At 38.9% G+C, this 18,886-nt stretch carries 17 protein-coding genes (1 of these 17 only partly in view); 3 read left to right on the plus strand and 14 right to left on the minus strand.

Annotated features, from left to right (window positions below):
- Positions 1-10: 10 nt before the first annotated feature.
- The 4 genes from GL301_RS11735 to ssuE are packed head-to-tail and all read right to left on the minus strand — an operon-like array spanning position 11 to position 2,672.
- Complete coding sequence (locus GL301_RS11735; RefSeq protein ID WP_012681423.1) at positions 11-727, minus strand: amino acid ABC transporter permease; 717 nt, start codon at positions 725-727, stop codon at positions 11-13.
- 21 nt (positions 728-748) lie between these two features.
- Positions 749-1,558, minus strand: a complete 810-nt coding sequence (locus tag GL301_RS11740) for an amino acid ABC transporter substrate-binding protein (protein WP_003725119.1) — start codon at positions 1,556-1,558, stop codon at positions 749-751.
- A 16-nt stretch (positions 1,559-1,574) separates the two neighbouring features.
- Positions 1,575-2,111: a GNAT family N-acetyltransferase gene (locus GL301_RS11745; protein ID WP_003725120.1), complete on the minus strand. Its 537-nt coding sequence runs from the start codon at positions 2,109-2,111 to the stop codon at positions 1,575-1,577.
- 15 nt (positions 2,112-2,126) lie between these two features.
- Complete coding sequence (gene ssuE / locus GL301_RS11750) at positions 2,127-2,672, minus strand: NADPH-dependent FMN reductase (protein ID WP_003727730.1); 546 nt, start codon at positions 2,670-2,672, stop codon at positions 2,127-2,129.
- A gap of 242 nt (positions 2,673-2,914) precedes the next feature.
- Here ssuE and GL301_RS11755 point away from each other — a divergent pair, with 242 nt between their 5' ends.
- Positions 2,915-3,814 carry a LysR family transcriptional regulator gene (locus GL301_RS11755; RefSeq protein WP_117383343.1) on the plus strand — a complete coding sequence of 300 codons (900 nt, stop codon included), beginning with the start codon at positions 2,915-2,917 and terminating at the stop codon, positions 3,812-3,814.
- A gap of 25 nt (positions 3,815-3,839) precedes the next feature.
- On the opposite strand, the gene GL301_RS11760 is transcribed toward GL301_RS11755, so the two are convergent.
- The 9 genes from GL301_RS11760 to GL301_RS11800 all read right to left on the minus strand — a co-directional run bounded on the left by GL301_RS11760 (position 3,840) and on the right by GL301_RS11800 (position 15,334).
- Positions 3,840-5,792 (minus strand): cation:proton antiporter, encoded by a 1,953-nt coding sequence (locus GL301_RS11760; protein WP_003727728.1) that lies wholly within the window; start codon positions 5,790-5,792, stop codon positions 3,840-3,842.
- Positions 5,793-5,915: 123 nt separating this feature from the next.
- Entirely contained in the window at positions 5,916-7,514 is a 1,599-nt protein-coding gene (locus GL301_RS11765; RefSeq protein WP_010959031.1) for an amidohydrolase, read from the minus strand.
- A 3-nt stretch (positions 7,515-7,517) separates the two neighbouring features.
- Positions 7,518-8,759 (minus strand): MDR family MFS transporter, encoded by a 1,242-nt coding sequence (locus GL301_RS11770; protein ID WP_003727726.1) that lies wholly within the window; start codon positions 8,757-8,759, stop codon positions 7,518-7,520.
- A gap of 200 nt (positions 8,760-8,959) precedes the next feature.
- A complete protein-coding gene (locus tag GL301_RS11775) occupies positions 8,960-9,571 on the minus strand; it encodes a hypothetical protein (protein WP_003734799.1) in 612 nt (203 codons plus the stop codon).
- A gap of 189 nt (positions 9,572-9,760) precedes the next feature.
- Positions 9,761-10,291 (minus strand): HdeD family acid-resistance protein, encoded by a 531-nt coding sequence (locus GL301_RS11780; protein WP_003727724.1) that lies wholly within the window; start codon positions 10,289-10,291, stop codon positions 9,761-9,763.
- Positions 10,292-10,306: 15 nt separating this feature from the next.
- On the minus strand, positions 10,307-11,038 hold the full coding sequence (locus GL301_RS11785) for a glucosamine-6-phosphate deaminase (RefSeq protein WP_003725128.1): 732 nt from the start codon (positions 11,036-11,038) through the stop codon (positions 10,307-10,309).
- A gap of 43 nt (positions 11,039-11,081) precedes the next feature.
- Positions 11,082-11,927, minus strand: a complete 846-nt coding sequence (locus GL301_RS11790) for a Cof-type HAD-IIB family hydrolase (protein WP_003727723.1) — start codon at positions 11,925-11,927, stop codon at positions 11,082-11,084.
- Between the two features lie 119 nt (positions 11,928-12,046).
- The gene (locus tag GL301_RS11795) at positions 12,047-14,830 is read right to left on the minus strand and encodes a YhgE/Pip domain-containing protein (protein ID WP_012681428.1); all 2,784 of its coding nucleotides are present in this window, start codon (positions 14,828-14,830) and stop codon (positions 12,047-12,049) included.
- Positions 14,831-14,863: 33 nt separating this feature from the next.
- Entirely contained in the window at positions 14,864-15,334 is a 471-nt protein-coding gene (locus GL301_RS11800) for an Rrf2 family transcriptional regulator (protein WP_003723817.1), read from the minus strand.
- Between the two features lie 392 nt (positions 15,335-15,726).
- Between GL301_RS11800 and gadC the strand changes: the two genes are divergently transcribed.
- Positions 15,727-17,250 (plus strand): glutamate/gamma-aminobutyrate antiporter, encoded by a 1,524-nt coding sequence (gene gadC / locus GL301_RS11805; protein WP_003727715.1) that lies wholly within the window; start codon positions 15,727-15,729, stop codon positions 17,248-17,250.
- Between the two features lie 12 nt (positions 17,251-17,262).
- Positions 17,263-18,657, plus strand: coding sequence for a glutamate decarboxylase (locus GL301_RS11810; RefSeq protein ID WP_003727714.1), 1,395 nt, complete (start codon positions 17,263-17,265; stop codon positions 18,655-18,657).
- 8 nt (positions 18,658-18,665) lie between these two features.
- Here GL301_RS11810 and GL301_RS11815 read toward each other — a convergent pair whose 3' ends face one another.
- Positions 18,666-18,886, minus strand: partial view of a helix-turn-helix domain-containing protein gene (locus GL301_RS11815; protein ID WP_003734797.1) — the 3' portion only. The gene runs 1,294 nt beyond the window's last position; the window shows 221 of its 1,515 coding nt (coding positions 1,295-1,515); the start codon falls outside the window, past its right edge; its stop codon occupies positions 18,666-18,668.

The following is an 18,886-nucleotide window of genomic DNA, read 5'->3' on the forward strand; positions in this document are numbered from 1 at the left end:
TATCTCTCCTTTATAACTCGATATCGAAAATACTCGTGAATCTGGTGTTTTCTTTTTTAACTCGTTTTTCAATCCATTTGAAGGAATATTCCAGTAAGACGGCCGTCAAATAGTAAATAATTGATAAAGAAATATAGACCTCTAGCGCGTGATTACTTAGTGTTATCAGCGTCTGACCTCTTCCTGACATATCCATTACTCCAATCGAAAAAGCGAGCGACGTATCTTTCAAATAACCAATGACTAAATTGCCAAAATTCGGTAGAGCTTGATAGAGTGCTTGTGGCAAGATGATTCGTAAAAACGTTTGGCGACTACTCAGACCAATACTATAAGCCGCCTCTGCTTGTCCGGCATCCACGCTGTTCACGCCTGCGCGAATCACTTCGGCAATGGTCGCTGCACTGCTTAACGCATAAGTCGCAATCGCAGCATAAAGGGGATCCATTTGTGATAAATCAATGCCAACGATGCTTGAAAGTGCCGGGATTCCGTAAAAAACAATAAATAGTTGAACCATAATCGGCGTCCCACGGAAAAACGAAATATACACTCTGACCAATTGATCTAAAACTGGTATCTTATAAATTCTTGGTAAAGATAGTAGAACGCCTAATATAAATCCAAAAATAAGCGAGAGTGCCAAAATATACAACGTAATCGGTAAATAACCAGCTAACGTTGGAATAAAATCAGCAATCATTTTTACATCGAACGCTTTATCCATTTTAATGGCACCCTCCCTTGTTTAATATTGTTCTTTTGAATAATCTGCGCCAAGCCATTTTTCGCTTAATTTTTTTAGTGTTCCATCATCAATAATAGATTGAAGCGCCTCATCTACATCTTTGCTTAGTTTTGTTTCATCTTTTCCGAGCATGAAGTATACTTTCGCATTAGATAGAACATCGCCAACTACTTTTTCTTTGATAGCGCTTGTTTTATTTTGAAAATCTACCGCGAATGGTGTAGAAATCGTTGCATCAGCGCGGCCAGTTTTCAGTTGGTTCGCTGTATCATTTGACCCTTGACCTTCATAAGCAATTTCAAAATTATTGCCTTGTTCTTCATTAATTTTTTTCAATACGAGCGCACCATTCGATGTTGCGCTTGTGATAACGCGTTTTCCAGCTAAATCTTTTGTGCTGTTTATGCTGTTATTACTGTCTAATACCGTCAATTGTAATGGGAAATTATTGTATGCTACATCATTAAATAAAAATTTCTTCTCGCGTTCTTTACTTTTTTCCATTTGATGCGCGACAATGTCTACTTTTCCAGCTCCAAGGCTAACGAGTAAATTAGAAAAATCCATCGTTTTAAATTTAAATTTATAGCCGGGCAAACGTTTATCGATTTCTTTTACTAGTTCGACGTCATAACCGGTTAATTTCCCATTTTCATCCAAAAAGCAGACATTTGGAAATTGTGTTCCAGTGCCAACCGTGATTGTTTGTACTTTTTGATTCGCTGCTTCTGGTTCTTCTTTTCCTCCACATGCGCTTAATGTTAATGCGGCTGTAAGAGCCAGTGCCAAAATCCCATATTTCTTTTTCATCCTTTTTCCCCCTTTTTTATGTCCAGCTAGGTATTCCGAGTAGTGTGGCGTCGAATTTTTCCGGAATTAAGATTTTCCGCATCATAACACCCACATCACCGTCTTCCTCATGTTCAAAGTAGACCTCATAACCGCGGCGTAGATACATATCCAGCAACCACGGGTGTTTTCTAGCAGAAGTTCCAAGTGTCAGTGCCGGTGCTTTTAGCGTGTCGCGAAGTACCCGTTCTTCTACATACGTTAATAATTTATCGCCAATCCCCTGTCCTGCAAGTTCCGGTGCCGTTGCAAACCACCAAACAAATGGATATTTAGAAGGTGGAGAGCTGCTCTCCCACGGAAAACGAACGGTAATCGTAGAAATTAATTTGCCGTTTCGTTCTAAAACAAAAGCAGAAGAATTAACAATATTTTCTGTCACCATCGCTAAATCCGCATTCGTTGACGGCCAATCAATTCCTAATTCTTTCACCGATTGAAAAGCACTCGACAACAATTCCAAAAATTCCGGCGCATCATCCACAGTCGCTACTCTAAAAATATCTTCTGTCATTTCCCGCTCTCCTCCTTAAACTTCCACTGATTGTTGATTTAATAATGAAATGAATTGGTTTAAAGCAATATCTAGCCGTTCTTTCGCTGAAGATTCAATTTCATACAGCCCATCCCCGAGCCGTTCAATTTGTTTGTCTACCGTAAACTGCCCTTTTAATATCGTTTCTGCTCCAAGTTCCTTCAACACAGGATCAAGTGCGTATTGCAGTGCGAGCAAATGTCCGTTTGATCCACCAAGTCCAAGTGGCAAAACGACTTTCCCTTTCAAAGCTTTGAGTGGCAAAAGATCCAAATAGGCTTTCAACACTCCTGAATAGGCTGCTTTGAAAATCGGGGTAGCAATAATAACGCCCGAACTTGATTCAATTTCACTATTTGCCAATTGAATATCTGAATGCGCGAAATCAGCGGTGACTAATGCTTCTGCGTTTATTTTATGCACTTCGATGATGTTCACTTCTAAACCATTCGTTACTAATTCATTTGCTGCTAGTTGAGTTAATCCTGTAAGCCTGGATTCTGTTTTGATTCCCCCAGCAATAATTGTCACTTTCCCCATCAAATCGCCCCTTTTCAATCCCTATCAACTTACTTGGTTTTTAGATATTAGCTATACTATAAAGTAAAAGATTGGGTTTGGCTAATCAAAAAAACTAATGGCTAACCACAGTAATACTAATACTTCTGCCTGAATCCGCATTATTCCTATGAATTTTATCAGATTAATAAATTGCTTCTCCTATTTTTACAGTGTATACTGTTAGAAATATCAAAAAACTCCAATATGAAGGGGGAATTATATTGGAATTTCGAACCATTAAAACTTTTTATACGGTGGTTAATACGGGAAGTTTTCAACGCGCAGCAGAAGTATTAAATTATTCGCAACCGACTATTTCGATGCGAATAAAACAGTTGGAACAAGACTTAGATGTTCAGTTATTCGAACGTGGCAAAACTTTAAAACTAACGCACGCAGGTAGATTATTTTACGAAAGGGCGGGCCAGCTCATCGCTCAATATGAAGTACTCGATCACACGATATTCGACTTAAAAAATGGCAACGCCGGCCTTATCAAAGTTAAAATTTCCGAGCCTAGCGCTAGTCTCGTTTTTCCGAAAATTTTAAAAACGTTTCTAGCGGATTTTCCAAAGTTAATGGTGAATGTATCGGTGGATGATGCGAATACTTGTAGCCAAAAACTCATTGATGGGGAAATTGATTTTGCGATTTGCGGAGAACCAGAGCTAATTTTGGAGAACTTCTATTTTCCATTTTTCCATGATTCGTTAGATTTAATCGTCTCAGAAAGCCATCCGTTAGCTTCACGTACTTCTGTGGAGTTACGTGATTTACGCGATGAATGCTTTATCTTCACACCGGCAAATTGCCCCATCCGCATCCAAATCGAACAGCATTTAAAACGTGCTATTGGTAGTGATTACAAAAAAATGGAGCTCACAAGTAGTATGTCACATAAGTATTTTGTTCGTGAAAATGTTGGTGTATCTATCTTTACTAGCACCGCGCACTCAGAACTACTTGATGGCACGGTCCGCATTCCGATTGAAAATTTACCCATCTCACCGCCAATTGGACTTTTAACTAACCAAAAAGAAAAAGATTTTGACAGCACGACGAAAGAACTTATCGACCGGATTATTTATTATTTTGATGATAAAAAAAGACAGCTAGGCTAAAAAATTAGCTTAACTGTCTTTTTTATTAAAATTCTAATTGCATATTCGCCTCTATCGCAAGTAAATTATCACGATACACTTTCATTTCTTTCCGCGTAATCGTACCTTTTTCAAAGTAGTGTTGAATTGTTTCGCGCTCAATTTGTGAAGCTAAGTCAATTGTTGTTTGTAGCGCTTCATCATTGCTTTCTTTTTTATTTTTCCCACGACCCAATGCTCGCTCAAAATTCATTAAATAAAGCGAAATGATTTCTGGGTTATACTCATTTGAATCCAGTTCTTGTAGCTTTTGAATGACGAATAAATTGTTTTCATTTTGCAGTTTAGCAATTTCTTTTCTACGTTCTTCAAAAGTAAGAGGCACAAATCGGAAGTCTCGAAAACGATGACTTAATAACTGACGATACCGCATTCTCGCTCGGTACTTCTCTGCTCGTGTTTGGACGTAGAGTCGTTTTCCAAGCCGCATCATATGCGACAGTCCCACACCAGTATCAATTTTTCGTTCAAATACTAATCTCCTCGTATTTTCAAGTTGCCATTCTTGTGTTAAACGCCGCAATTCTTTTTCAGTAGCATTTACTTCCTTATGCTCCATCAAAGAGAAAATCCGATTATTATACATATTCAACACTTTATTCATTTCCACTGCATTTTCATCTGTTTTATACGCCTGTAATTGCTGCACAATATCGCGAAGTAGTACAATATCTGTCGTATGATCCGCCGCAATTTTGTCTTTCTTATCTGCAAAAAGTGGCAAGGTGAAATTGGCCAAAAGTAGCGTCGTAATAATAACTCCAGCAGCAATAAAAATAAGTAAATCACGCTCAGGAAACGCATTCCCATTACCAAGAACAAAAGGTAACGAAAGCGCACTGACTAATGTAATTGTCCCGCGAACACCAGCCACAGTATAAAGAAAAGTATTTTTCAATCTGCTAACCAAGTCCACTTTCGGATTTTCCTCGTAATTACGGAAAAACAAGATCCATAAAAACCTTAGCCCGAGCAGTAAGAAAGTGATTCCTAGTATATACACGAATAGCATACCTTTTTGAATATTGGCGTCTTGCCAAATCGTCATCAAAATTTGCGGTAATTGTGTCCCTAGTAAGATAAATACCAAACCATTCAAACTAAAAATAATAACAGACCATGTGTTTTTTGAAAGCAAGTTCAATTGCGCAATTTCAGGATTTAGTCCCTTGTAACTAAATGAATGCACCATTCCGCCACTAACTACTGCTAAAATCCCATTTACTCCAACTTTTTCGGCTACCATAAAAATTAAAAATGGTAACAAAATTTCCATCAGCATAAAAGAAGTCATATTTTCGATTCCTAGCTGACGTAAACCACGCATTAACATGATTTTCAGTAAACTAAGGGCAGCTCCAAGCGCAATCCCACCTAATGAAAGAAGCAAAAAGCTTGTTCCAGCTGACATAAATGAGAATGTTCCGGTTACAAGCGCCAACACAGCAAACTGGAACGAAACAAGTCCGGAAGCATCGTTAATAAGCGATTCACCTTCCAAAATATGCATAATTTTATGGGGTACTCTTACTTTTTCAGCCAGCGCCCCCACCGCAACAGCATCCGTAGGCGCAAGTGCCGCAGCTAACGCAAACGCCGCGGCAAAAGGTATCGCAGGAATTAAGTAGTGAATAAACGCACCCAGTACCCCAACTGTTACAAACACTAGCCCAATCGATAATGACAAAATAGCCTTCCGATTTTTCCATAAAGATTTCTTATCCGTACTCGCCCCATCATTAAAAAGAATCGGCGCCATAAATAATAATAAAAATAATTCCGGATTTAAATCCATCGTATGATCCCCAAGCGGAATCGCCAAAATAATCCCTAGTATTACTTGAATTAAAGGCACTGCAATCCCCGGCAAAAATCGGCTTAATACATTAGACAAAAACACCGCGCTCAACATTAATAAAATCAGTTCAAATATTTCCATTAATACATCCCTCGTTCCCGTATCCGTGCCACTGAGTCAGAAGCGTGGCATTTCTTCCGTTCCCATATTAGCAAAAAAACTTTTCAGAAACATCCGTCTCTGTATGGAGTTTCCTAGCTATTTTTACTTCTTCTGATAGACAATTTGTTCGTCTACAACTGTCATCATAGCGCTCACTTGACGAAGGTCTGCTTGTTTCATTTGAAATGGATCTTCTGCCAAAATCGTAAAATCAGCAACAAAACCTGGTGCAATTTGTCCGCGTGTAGTTGTTTTGTAGCCCGCAAATGCCGCGCCTTTTGTATATAGTTGAATCGCTTCAAATACAGTGAGTGCCTGCTCTGGCCAATATTCTACTCCATCCAAATCTGCATTCGCCGTTCTAGTAACAGCCGCATGGATACCCCAAAACGGATTCGGCACTTCAATCGGCGCATCGCTTCCTCCAGCTAGTGGGAAACCAGCCTGTAGAAGCGTTTTCCAAGCAAAAGCTAGCGGTGGATGATTTTCTCCAAGTACTTCTAGCGCCCACGGAAGATCACTCGCCATGAATTGCGGCTGTATATCAAATAGCACAGGTAACCCGGCCGCTTCTTCTATTAGCGCCTCTGTAAGCCAAGGTGTGTGGATTAGTCTGTCGTATTGCCCTTCTCTAGGCGGATTGGCACGTAACGTTCGAATAACATTAGCAAAGGCTTGATCCCCTAAAATATGAATAGCAACAGGTAATCCTGCTTTTCGCGCCGCATTAACCAAATCTTCAAACGCTTGATCAGAATGAATTTGCAATCCTTTTTCATCAAGGTTGTCCGCATATCCCGCACTCATCAACGCCGTTCGCGAGCCAACTGTTCCATCATAGAAAATTTTCATCGCCCCTAATTCTAAAAAGGCATCCCCACTTACGAAACTTTCATTAGAAGCCGAAAAAGCAGCTAGTTCTGCGTGGTGAACCAGCAAATGCGCACGAAACGGCATTTTATTAGCACCAATAGTATTTCGAAAAGCAGCTAAAGTCGAAGTGAATCCCGTGAAATAATGTAAATCTTCCGAGTGTGCACCCGTTATGCCTTTCGACCACAGATCAGTTATCGCGATTTTAAGCCATGCGCTTAGTTCAGAAGGCGTTGCTGCAGGGAAAGAATCTATCGCCATAGTCGTTGCATTATCTCTTAAAATTCCCGTAAAATTTCCCTCTTTATCACGAACAATTTCGCCGCCACCATCAAAACCATTTTCCGAAAAATCGGCAATATGCGCTTGTAATGCAGAATTAATAGAAACACTATGATAATCAATGCGCCGAACTAAAATCGGATTTGTCTGGCTTACTTCATCTAAATCGGCCAAAGAAATCAACGTTTGCTCATCTGACCATTTATTTTCATCATAACCTTCCACAAACAACCATTCATCACTAGCAAGTTGCTTTGTTCTTTCAGCAATCAGGGCTAGTGCCTCTTTTTTAGTAGTGGTTTGGTTTAAATTAAGACGTTCTAAAGCTTGTCCATACCAAAGTAAGTGAATATGCGCATCAACGAACCCAGGAAATACCACTTTCTCTTCTAAATCAATCGTTTCGGTAATATTAGCCGCATATTGTTTTTCTAGTTCTCGTGCTTCTCCAACCGCATAAATATGACCGTTTTCTGTTAATACCGCAGAAACTTGATCCCCTTCAGCTGTCATTTGGTAAAAGGTAGCATTTTTCCATAATTTCATTTTTTATTCCCCCTGATTGACGGAAATTTTCAAAGCTGCTTTATCTTGTTGGTCCTTTTTCTGTAAAATTTGTTGTAGTGTAATACTAATTAATGCGCATCCGAGTAAAATAAATGCGCCAATAAATAGAGCTTTAATGCCTCCGAGATTTTGAACGACAATTGCTCCTAAAAATGGTGCTAGCATGCGCGCTGCTGTTGCCATCCCGTTCACAAGACCTTGATACAAGCCAGCCGCTCCTTTTGGTGCAAGTTGATAAGCAATCGTTGGAATCGCTGGCCAAGCAAACATTTCCCCGAGCGTTAAGAAAATCATTCCGAGTACAAAGCCACTATAAACACTTGCATTCATTGCGACTACAAAAGATAAGATAAATAAGAAGATACCGATATAAATTTGTGCGAGTAAATATTTTTTAAATCTGTTTACAACGGGGATTAAAATGAGCTGACCAAGTACAATCAGCGCGCCATTTAAACTCCATAAATTTCCGTATTCGCTCGATGTCACACCTTTGATTTCTGTCATGTACGTAGATAAATTCGACTGCCACTGCACATGCGGCAATTGGCAAAGCAAGTATGTCAATAATAATAGAATAAAAGAACACAAAGCTAGTTTAGTCGGAAATTCGCGTTTAGCGCCTTTTTTGCGATGTTTTGTTTCTGCGCTTACTCGCTCCGATTTCCAATCAATCTTGTGGAAAAAGAAGAAGAAATATCCAGCGAAAGCAATCGCAAATACAAAAGAACCAATGTATACATGACTCATTCCTTGTTTCGCTAGAAGCCCTGCAAGCAACGGACCAATAGCCACGCCAATATTTTGCGCCACATAAATCGCATTAAATCCAGTTCTTCCTCCAGTCGGATGTGTTAACCCTGCTGCTGCGTATAATCCAGAGAAGACCATCCCCATCGCGATACCAACCGCCCACAAATTCCAAATAAAGAATGGAAATCCGTGAAAAAAGCACAACGAAGCAGTTGAAAGCACTAATATAATCGTTCCAATCGTAAGTGAAATAAAACCAGAAAACCGGTCAAAAATAAGTCCGCCGATAATACTAGAAACAATCCCCACTCCAGAATTTATCAACAACACTAATGAAGCGTCCGTTGTCGACATCCCTAACTCTTGCGTCATGTAAATCATATTGAAAGGCCAAATAAACGATAGCCCTGTATATAGTAACACCATCCCAATAATTACAATCCATAAATCCTTTGGTAACCATTTTGTCATTTCCTACACTTTCCCTTCATTAAAACTCACCTTTTTTAGGGTATCACAACCATCCACATTCGAAAAGAAAAACTTCATCAAAAAACCACCTAGCAAATTTTGCTGGTGGCTAATAAGGGACTGGCGATAAATCCCTATCATGGTTACTTATAAGTGTACTATGAATTCGAATTTTTGTCTGTGCTAAATTAAGAAATATTTCAATTAATTTTTTGTAAAACTTTTTTATAGGCTAAGTCTCTCAAATAATTATGAAATTGTAATACATCTATTTCAAGGTAATAGCCTAATTCATATAGAATATGTTGCTGCTTCAATTCTTTTACTTGAAAAGCACATATTTCTTTAGGAACAACTTGCATAATCTCTTGTCTAAAAAAATCTAACGCTACTTTCCAGGAAGTTGTATGTAATCTCAAAGGCATTTCTTGAATGAACCACTGAATGCAATCAATTTCATTTCGATCTAAAAAATTCTTTTCTATCATGGTTAAATCAGCAACCTTAATCTTACCCATACTTTTCAAGATATCCTTTACATATGTTAAAGGAATTTTCCAGGCTACCGTGTTAGAGAGGGGGTGGATTTTTGTCTCTTCTCGAGTAAAACCAAGAATGCTTCCTTTTCCCCAAGAACTATTTCTTGCAGCACATTGTGTTACATTTCCCTCGTCAATTGCATACACATATTCATTGTTTTCTGGGCAATGAACAATTTCCTCCTCGTTCCAATACACCAATTCCGCTACTTCTTGAAACCTTGGATTATTAGTTAACGTAAACATTAATTCCGTTGTAAACCTTTCCTCCATTTATCCCGCCTCCTCAAAATCCTCACATCAATTCATCTCTCTTTATCATAATAAAAAAAAAGCGAGCAAAGAGTTCTCAAAGAACCATCTTCTCGCTTCTTATGTCCATTTTGTGACAAAATCACTTTTTCAGTTTTATTAATGTAATTTTCTTAGCATTTTAACGGAAAACAATATAAAAAATTATCTTTATTTCCGAGATTCACCTTTTCGAATAACCCACCAAAGAGAAAGACATGTAATACCTTGAAAAATGAAAAATATTCCAAGTATAATCCCAACTGCAATCGCTACTAGCATGTTTGTGAACAAGGAAATAACAGCAATAATCAATCCTATAATTCCCATGATAAGTAGTACTGTCCATCCTGGGAAACCTTTTACAGCAAACGCCGTTAAAATACGTAATATCGCTGAAGCTAGTATCCAAATCGCGAATATAATAATGAAAACACGTTCCGCCATATTTGACTCGAAAATAGCAAATCCACCAATAAGGATTGATAAAATCCCATCAAACATTATCCATTTGGAAATACTCCAATATTTTTGTTCTCCAAAATAAGAAATCACTTCATTAATCCCATTTAAAACTAAAATAATCCCAATAAAAATAGTTAGTGCTTGCAGTGAAGTACTTGGATTAAACATTAAATAAATTCCAAGACCAATCATCGCCACACCGAGAATTAAAACGAAATACGTGTATAACTTTCTCATGGTTTTGCCCCCTTTTTAGTGATTAGTAAGTAATGACCCTGCCGCTTCATCAATAATAAATACGACATTCGGATGGTTACGTAAAATCGACGCTGGACAACTTTCATCAATTGGTCCCTCAAGTAAACCTTTAACGGCTTCTGCTTTTCGTTCACCAGAAGCAGTGACTAAGATTTGTTTTGCATCCATCATATCAGCTAATCCAAGTGTAAGCATTTGGGATGGCGCTTCGTCTTCTTTTAAGTTGTTGTACATGATGGTGCTTTTGATAGTAGATTCATCGCTATCTGCCAAAAACAATCGCGCATCAAATGGTGTTCCGGGTTCATTAGCCCCAAGATGTCCATTTACCCCTAAGCCTAGAATTTGCAAATCGCGCTCATTTTCAGCCAAAATTTTCTTATAGCGGGCAATTTCGTCAGTAAAGTCAGCTAGGCTTCCGTCCAATAATTCGACTCTTTTTGGCATTTTGTTAATTAAATCATAGAATTTTTGGTGCATATATGTGTAAACAGTGAAGGAAGCATCGCGTTTAGCCACATACTCATCCAAATTCATTAAAAATACTTTTTCGATTGGAATTTCGCCTGCATTAATTCCTTTTACAAGTCCCTCGAACATTCCATCAAAACTTGCTCCGGTAGTTGTATTAATTACCGGATTATCATTTTCGTTAATGACTTGTTTGACAACTTCGAGCGCTTCTTGTGACATTTCTTCGTATGTTTTTGTCCTGATTAATTTCATAAAAATCCTCCTCTATAAGCTTTCATTACCCGAACTATTTTTTCTAAAGCAAACCATGCTTTAGAAAACTTGCGTATAACCCATCTTCTTCAACGGATTTTGTTACTTCATCTGCAAGTAATTTTAGCTCTTCTTTGGCATTCCCCATTGCAATACCAGTTTCACAATAAGTAAGCATTTCTGCATCATTCATTCCATCACCAATGCCAATCGTCGTGTTCTTCTCTGCACCGATATGCGCTAGTAGAAATTCAATCGCTGTTGCTTTATGAATATCTGGCACCATCAGCTCTCCACTATCGTCCCCAAAAATAGGAACTGTGCAATGTAAAACTTCAAATTTGCCACTAAATTCATTTTTTATTTCTTCAAAAGGTACATTTTTATTTTCTAGGAAACAAGCTTTATTGACATCTGTGCGGTAAAGATTTGTTTCACCGTAAGTTAGGCTTGTCATGAAAGGATGCGGATTATTGGCTTTTTTCTCGCGCGCAATCGGATCATTCTCGACATCGCCATAAACTAAGCTATCTAAATGAGCTTCTAGATTTTCGCTTGCAAATAGCCCCCCGTTAGACTCCAAATAGAAATCTAAGTTCTTTTCATGAAAGAAATCTACCATATGAACAACATCTTCATTCGCTACTTTTTTATGGTAAATAATTTCATCGTCTACTTCGATATAGCCGCCACCTGCACCAATAATTCCATCAAACCCGATGGATAAAATCGAGTCATACAGCTCTGGTTTAGAACGACCAGTGCATAGATAGACTTGGTGACCATTGTTTCTAGCTTTTATTATCGCGGTTTTGGCAGATGCTGGAACAAGCCCATCATCCGTTACAAGCGTACCATCTACATCTACAAATACTATTTTTTTCGTCATGCAATACCTCTTTTCGTATGTTAATAGTTTAATTATAGCATTTCTTTAATAAGAAGGCGCCCCATCGCGTAACAAAAAAGCAAGATTCCCATTTTCAGGAAACCTTGCTTTTAATTTGTTTAGTTTTCTAAAGCCATTAATTTTTGATTATCATCAAGAGCTGACTCATGTGCATCATGACGTTTTTTCAAGTGGCTCATAGATAGATATAGTAAGCCAACACATGCGATCATGATAATTGTAAGAACGAGCATCGACATACTGTATACATTTGGTCCCATACCTGCTGCCAGTGACTCTCTGAACGCATAAATCGAGTAAGTCATTGGTAAGAACGGATGGATTAAATTGAAGAACCATCCAGTAAGTGGCATTGGGAATGTTCCGCCTGATCCCGCTAATTGAACAATGAGTAATACCATCGCGATAAAACGACCTGGATTATCAAATGTCATAGCAAGAAGCATGATAAGGAACATGTAAGCAAGAGCTGTAATAATCGCTGTTCCGAAGAATTCAACAATGCTATCTGGTCTTAGTCCTAGTGCTATCATGATACCACCTTCAAGAAGTGCCATCGCAACAGCTGCGACAAAACCAAGTGATAGTTTACTTAACCACCATTTATAAGCTGGTTGTCCTTCCATCGAAACACGTCTGATTGGCATGATGAAGTTAAATACAAGTGCACCAACATATAGAGCTAGTGATAACACATATGGTGCTAATGCATGTCCGTAGTTACTTACGTGCGTATATTCATTATGTGCGAGTTTTGTTGGAGCAGCAATCATGTTAAATGTTTTGTCTGTTGCTTTTGTATCTTTGACTTGTTGTGCTCCGTCTGCTAGTTTGTCTGTTAATTCTGTGCTGCCGTCTGTTAATTTAGTAAGTCCATCTCCTAATTGGAAGGAACCATTCGCTAATTTGGAAGAACCATCGGCAATTTTGGAAGAGCCGTCTGCTAGTTGTCCTACGCCTGAAACTAGTTTTGGTGAGTTAGCTGATAGTTGGTTTAGACCGCCTGCTAATTGGCTTGAACCTGCTTGTAGTTGATTAACTCCACCTGCAAGTGTTGGTACTTTTGCAGCTAATTGGTTTGTTCCGCCTTGTAACTCTGTTGCGCCTGAACGTAATGCGCCGGAATTACTTGCAAGTTGATTACCACCATCATTTAACTGACTTAATCCGTTTTCCATATTTGCACTACCCGCAGCGAGTTGTCCTACGCCAGAAGTTAGGGTTGGCACTTGGCTGTTAAGTTGATTTGTTCCAGCAACTAATTTGGCATTTCCAGCTTGTGCTGATTTGAGTCCAGCAGTTAGTTGGTTCGCGCCGCCAAGTAGAGTTTGACTACCTGAGCCATTAATTGCTTGGTGAATACTGTTAAAGGCTTCGTTTGTTCCACCGTGAACTGCTTGATAACCAGCGGAAATTTTCGCTACGCCAGTTTGCAATTCTGTTACTTGTGTTTGAATTGCCGCTAAATCAAGACCTGATAAGCCGCTTTGTAGTTGTTCTACTGTTGCTACTTGTGTAGCGGATTTTTGTGTTTCTTTATCTAAATCGGCTTGAATAGCATCAATAATTTTTTGTTTATCTTCTGCACTCACGCCAGCTGTCGCATTAATTTTTGATTTAATTGCTTCAGCATCGAAGTTCGCATTAGATTTAATAAATGTTAAGCCATTTTGTAGGTCGCTTAAACTTTTTTGTAGTGCAGCGAGTTGTTTTGCAAGTGCTGCATCTTCCCCGTTGACACTTTTATTTAATTGATCAATTCCTTGTTGTAAATCGTTCATGCCTTGTTTCAATTGGGCAATTTTGCCTTGTTTATCAGTTAAATTACCGTCTAATTCTTTAAGTCCTGCTGAAAGTTTGTTACTTCCATCGACTAGTGAATCTAAGCCAGTTGCTAAGCTTTTTTGGCCGTTATTTAGTTGTGTTATGCCCGATGCTAGAGTTGGTACACTGCCATTCATCTTATTTAATCCATCTGAAAGTGCAGTAGAACCAGTGTAAGCTTGGTTAATTCCGCCTGCTAGTGTATCTACACCAGATGTATAGGTAGAAACTCCGCTAGCTAATTTCGTTGCCCCGCCGTCAAGCGCTGCTACACCGTCTTTTAGTGGTCCTACTCCAGCTGCAAGTGTCGAAACACCATCATTTAATTTATCCCCACCAGCGGCCGCAGTGTTTACACCATCTGTGTAAGTTTTCAAGCCAACTTCTAACGTATTAGCGCCATCTTTGAACGTTAAAGAGCTATCTGCGAGCGTTTTTAAATTAGTAGAAATCGTTTTATTACCTTCTTGTGATTTCACAAGGCCATCTTTAATTTTTCCAGAGCCATCTGCAGCTTGGGCGAACCCTTCACCAGACTCTTTAATTTTATCAAAAATTGCTTCCGCGTATGATTTTGTTACTTCAGCGGAAACCTCGCTTTTCAGTTGTTTGGCTCCTTGTTCACTCACGACTTGACCTAAATAGTTCAGCGAGCCGTTTGTTTTATAGGATAATTCCATTTTTTTCGGATCTTTATCTAAAACGGATGCTGCATTTTTAGAGAAATCTTTTGGAATCGTGACAATCATATAATATTTGCCATCTTTTAAGCCTTGTTCCGCATCTTCTTTGGAAAGAAAATTCCAATCAAGTTCTTTGTTGCTTTTCAGTTTTGTGACTAACTGATCACCAACATCCATTGTTTGGCCGTTATAATCAACCGGTTTATCATTGTTAACTACCGCTACTGGTAAATCCCCTGTTTTGCCGTACGGATCCCAGACGGATTTTAAGAAAAAGCTTGCATATAAAAGTGGAATAAACAGAATAACTACAAATGATAAAAGTAGTATTTTGTTTTTAAATAATTTCTTCCACTCATTTTTTACCATATCCATTTTATTACCGCACTTCTTTCTTTTAAAGATTTATTACGCTTCGTTCCAATCTATGATAGTGGTTCGTTCTTTCCCAATAACTTGCTCTACTAAAACAGATAATTTTTGTGAGTATAAATAATTAGCGTATTCTTTATCAGCGTTTCTAAAAGCACTTGTAATGGTGTGAATACCGGACTCTGCAAATTCATGATAGTCAGAGAAAACAGTGTGGATTAAGTCGGAATCTGGGTATGTATCGATTTTCCCTTCCACTGCTTCTACAATATCCAGCAAATTAATTTCTTCAGGGTCTTTAGCAAGCGTGAAACCACCGTTATTACCCGAAACTGAATTAATCAGCCCGCTAACGACTAGCTTCCTCAAAATTTTACTAATATAAGACGGCGACGAATCACGCAAACGGTGATGAATAGTTACGGAAGAAATGGGAACATCTACCTTCTGGGTGTACAACATCGTCATAATACAAAATACCTGATCCATACTTTTGCTCAACTTCATAATAAAAATCCTCCCTCTTCCCATTATTACCTTTCAATATCCTTAATGGACATTTAACATCTATATACAATACACCCATTTTTTTTAAAGTGCAAGAGTTTTTTACTAAAAATGGAAAAAAATTTAATGAATACGTTTGCCGTGAATAAAACAACCTCAAGTACTGTCTCAAAAATTTTCCTTAGCCAAGAAAAAAACTGGAATAATTTTCGAAAACAAACGTGCTAATCTTATACATGTTCCAACAAACAATAACTTAGGAGGTGCTTTTCTCGTGTTAACTGATGATGTTCCAAAAAAATCACATTTACCATTAATTAAGCATCATTCTAATTACTTATAGCTTCGTTTAGTTGTATTTTCGCAAACAAAAAATTGGGAGGTACTACACAATGTCTAAACAAGCAAAGTCTTTAACCTTATTCGGATTTTTCGCCATTACGGCTTCGATGGTTATGACAGTTTATGAATATCCAACATTTGCCACTTCCGGCTTTCATCTCGTATTTTTCTTGCTACTTGGCGGATTTTTATGGTTCTTACCTGTCGCTTTATGTGCAGCAGAAATGGCGACAGTTGATGGCTGGCAAGAAGGCGGTATTTTTTCTTGGGTGGGAAATACACTCGGGGAACGTTTTGGTTTTGCCGCAATCTTCTTTCAGTGGTTTCAAATAACGGTCGGATTCGTGACAATGATTTACTTTATTCTCGGCGCGCTATCGTATGTATTTGATTTTCCCGCGCTCGAATCGAACCCTTTTATTAAATTTATCGGTGTTTTAATCATTTTCTGGGGACTTACTTTTTCTCAACTAGGTGGTACGAAAAACACTGCTAAAATCGCGAAATTTGGTTTTATTATCGGTATTCTCATCCCAGCAATCATTTTATTTATCCTAGGTATTGCTTATGTTGCTGGCGGAAATCCCCTTCATGTCACTTTTTCCAAAGAGGCGTTTATCCCGGATTTCTCAAAAGCTTCAACATTAGTCATCTTCGTGTCATTTATACTCGCTTACATGGGTGTTGAAGCTTCCGCGAGCCACGTAAATGAAATGACCAATCCAAAACGCGATTATCCACTAGCGATGATTATGCTCGTTATTTTAGCCATCGCACTGAATACAATCGGCGGCCTAACCATTTCCGCTGTGTTACCTTTAAAAGATTTATCCCTTAGCTCCGGTGTCGTCCAAACATTCCAAGCATTAATTCTGCACTTTGGTTCCGGCTTAGGATGGGCAGTAAAACTGATTGCCATCATGATTGCACTTGGCGTCATGGGTGAAGTCAGTGCCTGGGTAGTCGGCCCCTCACGCGGAATGTATACTGCAGCAGAACAAGGCTTACTTCCAGAAAAAATGAAAAAAGTAAATAAACACGGTGTCCCTGTTCCACTTATTATGGTTCAAGGCGTCGTCGTTACCATTTGGGCAGCTATTCTCACATTCGGCGGCGGCGGAAATAATTTATCATTCCTAACTGCCATTTCCTTAACCGTAGTCATTTATTTAGTCGGCTATTTACTCTTTTTCATCGGCTACTTAGTACTTATTTTCAAAAAATCAAGCTTAAAACGCACCTATCAAATCCCTGGTGGCAAAATTGTTAAAGTGATTGTAGCGCTAATCGGCTTAGTAACATCCGTTTTCGCTTTATGTATCTCTTTTGTTCCACCAGCATCCATCGCCGCAAAAAGCGACACGACATACATGGTTATCTTATCAATCAGCTTTATCGTCACCGTACTAATTCCATTTATCATCTACGCTGTGCACGATAAAAAAGACATCTCACCGAAAGATATTACACATTTAGAATCAAGCGACATCAATAAATTCACCCACCCAAGAGCTCGTGGCGAACACATTATTAACCCCGACGAAAAACATATTATGAATCAAGACAAATTATAGGAGGAAAAAATCATGTTATATAGTAAAGAAAATAAAGAAAGTTATTTAGAACCAGTTTTCGGATCAAGTGCAGAGGATCGTGATATTCCTAAATACACCCTCGGAAAAGAACCACTCGAACCTCGGATTGCCTATCGTTTAGTAAAAGACGAACTTTTAGATGAAGGTTCTGCCCGTCAAAACTTAGCTACTTTTTGCCAAACATATATGGAAGACGAAGCAACCAAATTAATGTCCGAAACACTAGAAAAAAATGCAATCGATAAATCTGAATACCCAAGAACAGCTGAACTTGAAAATCGTTGCGTCAATATTATCGCTGACTTATGGCATGCACCTAAGGACCAAAAATTCATGGGAACTTCCACAATCGGCTCTAGTGAAGCGTGTATGCTGGGCGGAATGGCAATGAAATTTGCTTGGAGAAAACGTGCGGAAAAACTTGGCTTAGATATTTATGCGCAAAAACCAAACCTCGTTATCTCCTCTGGCTACCAAGTGTGCTGGGAAAAATTCTGTGTCTACTGGGATATCGATATGCGCGTTGTTCCAATGGATAAAGATCACATGCAACTGAATACCGACCAAGTCCTTGATTACGTCGACGAATATACAATCGGCGTTGTCGGCATCCTCGGCATCACTTACACAGGCCGCTACGATGACATCTACGCACTTAACGAAAAATTAGAAGAATACAATAGCAAAACAGATTATAAAGTCTACATTCACGTTGACGCAGCTAGTGGTGGCTTCTTCACTCCATTTGTCGAACCCGATATTATCTGGGACTTCCGCTTGAAAAACGTTATCTCCATTAATACTTCTGGTCACAAATACGGCCTCGTTTATCCTGGTATCGGTTGGGTCCTTTGGAAAGATGAAAGCTACCTACCAGAAGAACTTATTTTTAAAGTCAGCTACCTTGGCGGAGAAATGCCAACCATGCAAATCAATTTCTCCCGCAGTGCGAGCCACATCATCGGTCAATACTACAATTTCTTACGCTACGGCTTCGAAGGCTACCGCACCATTCATCAAAAAACAAGCGATGTAGCACAATACCTTGCCCATGCAGTCGAACAAACCGGCTACTTTGACATTTATAACGACGGCTCCCATTTACCAATCGTCTGCTATAAATTAAAAGACGACGCTAACGTAAAATGGACATTATATGATTTAGCGGACCGCCTCCAAATGCGCGGCTGGCAAGTTCCCGCATACCCACTACCAAAAAACTTAGAAAACATCATCATCCAACGTTACGTCTGCCGCGCTGACCTCGGTTTCAACATGGCAGAAGAATTCATCCAAGATTTCCAAGCCTCTATTCAAGAACTAAACAACGCTCACATCCTCTTCCATGATACCCAACAATCCGGCGTCCACGGCTTCACACATTAATAAAAAGGCTAGCCTCTCAAATAGGCTAGCCTTTTATCATGTTCTTTTATTCTAAGCGACTGAATCGCCCTTTCTACATCTACAAGATCTCTGTCAAAAAAAGCCAAAGAAATCGGAATAATCATCCCATCTACCGCTTCCTTCAATTCCATTTCACAGTTCGGATGGCAAAGCACAATCGTTGGCTCACTTGACTCCGTTAAAACCTGGTTCAACTCCTCCACTGAAT

The organism is Listeria sp. LM90SB2 (genome assembly GCF_028867355.1).
Taxonomy (GTDB): domain Bacteria; phylum Bacillota; class Bacilli; order Lactobacillales; family Listeriaceae; genus Listeria; species Listeria monocytogenes_B.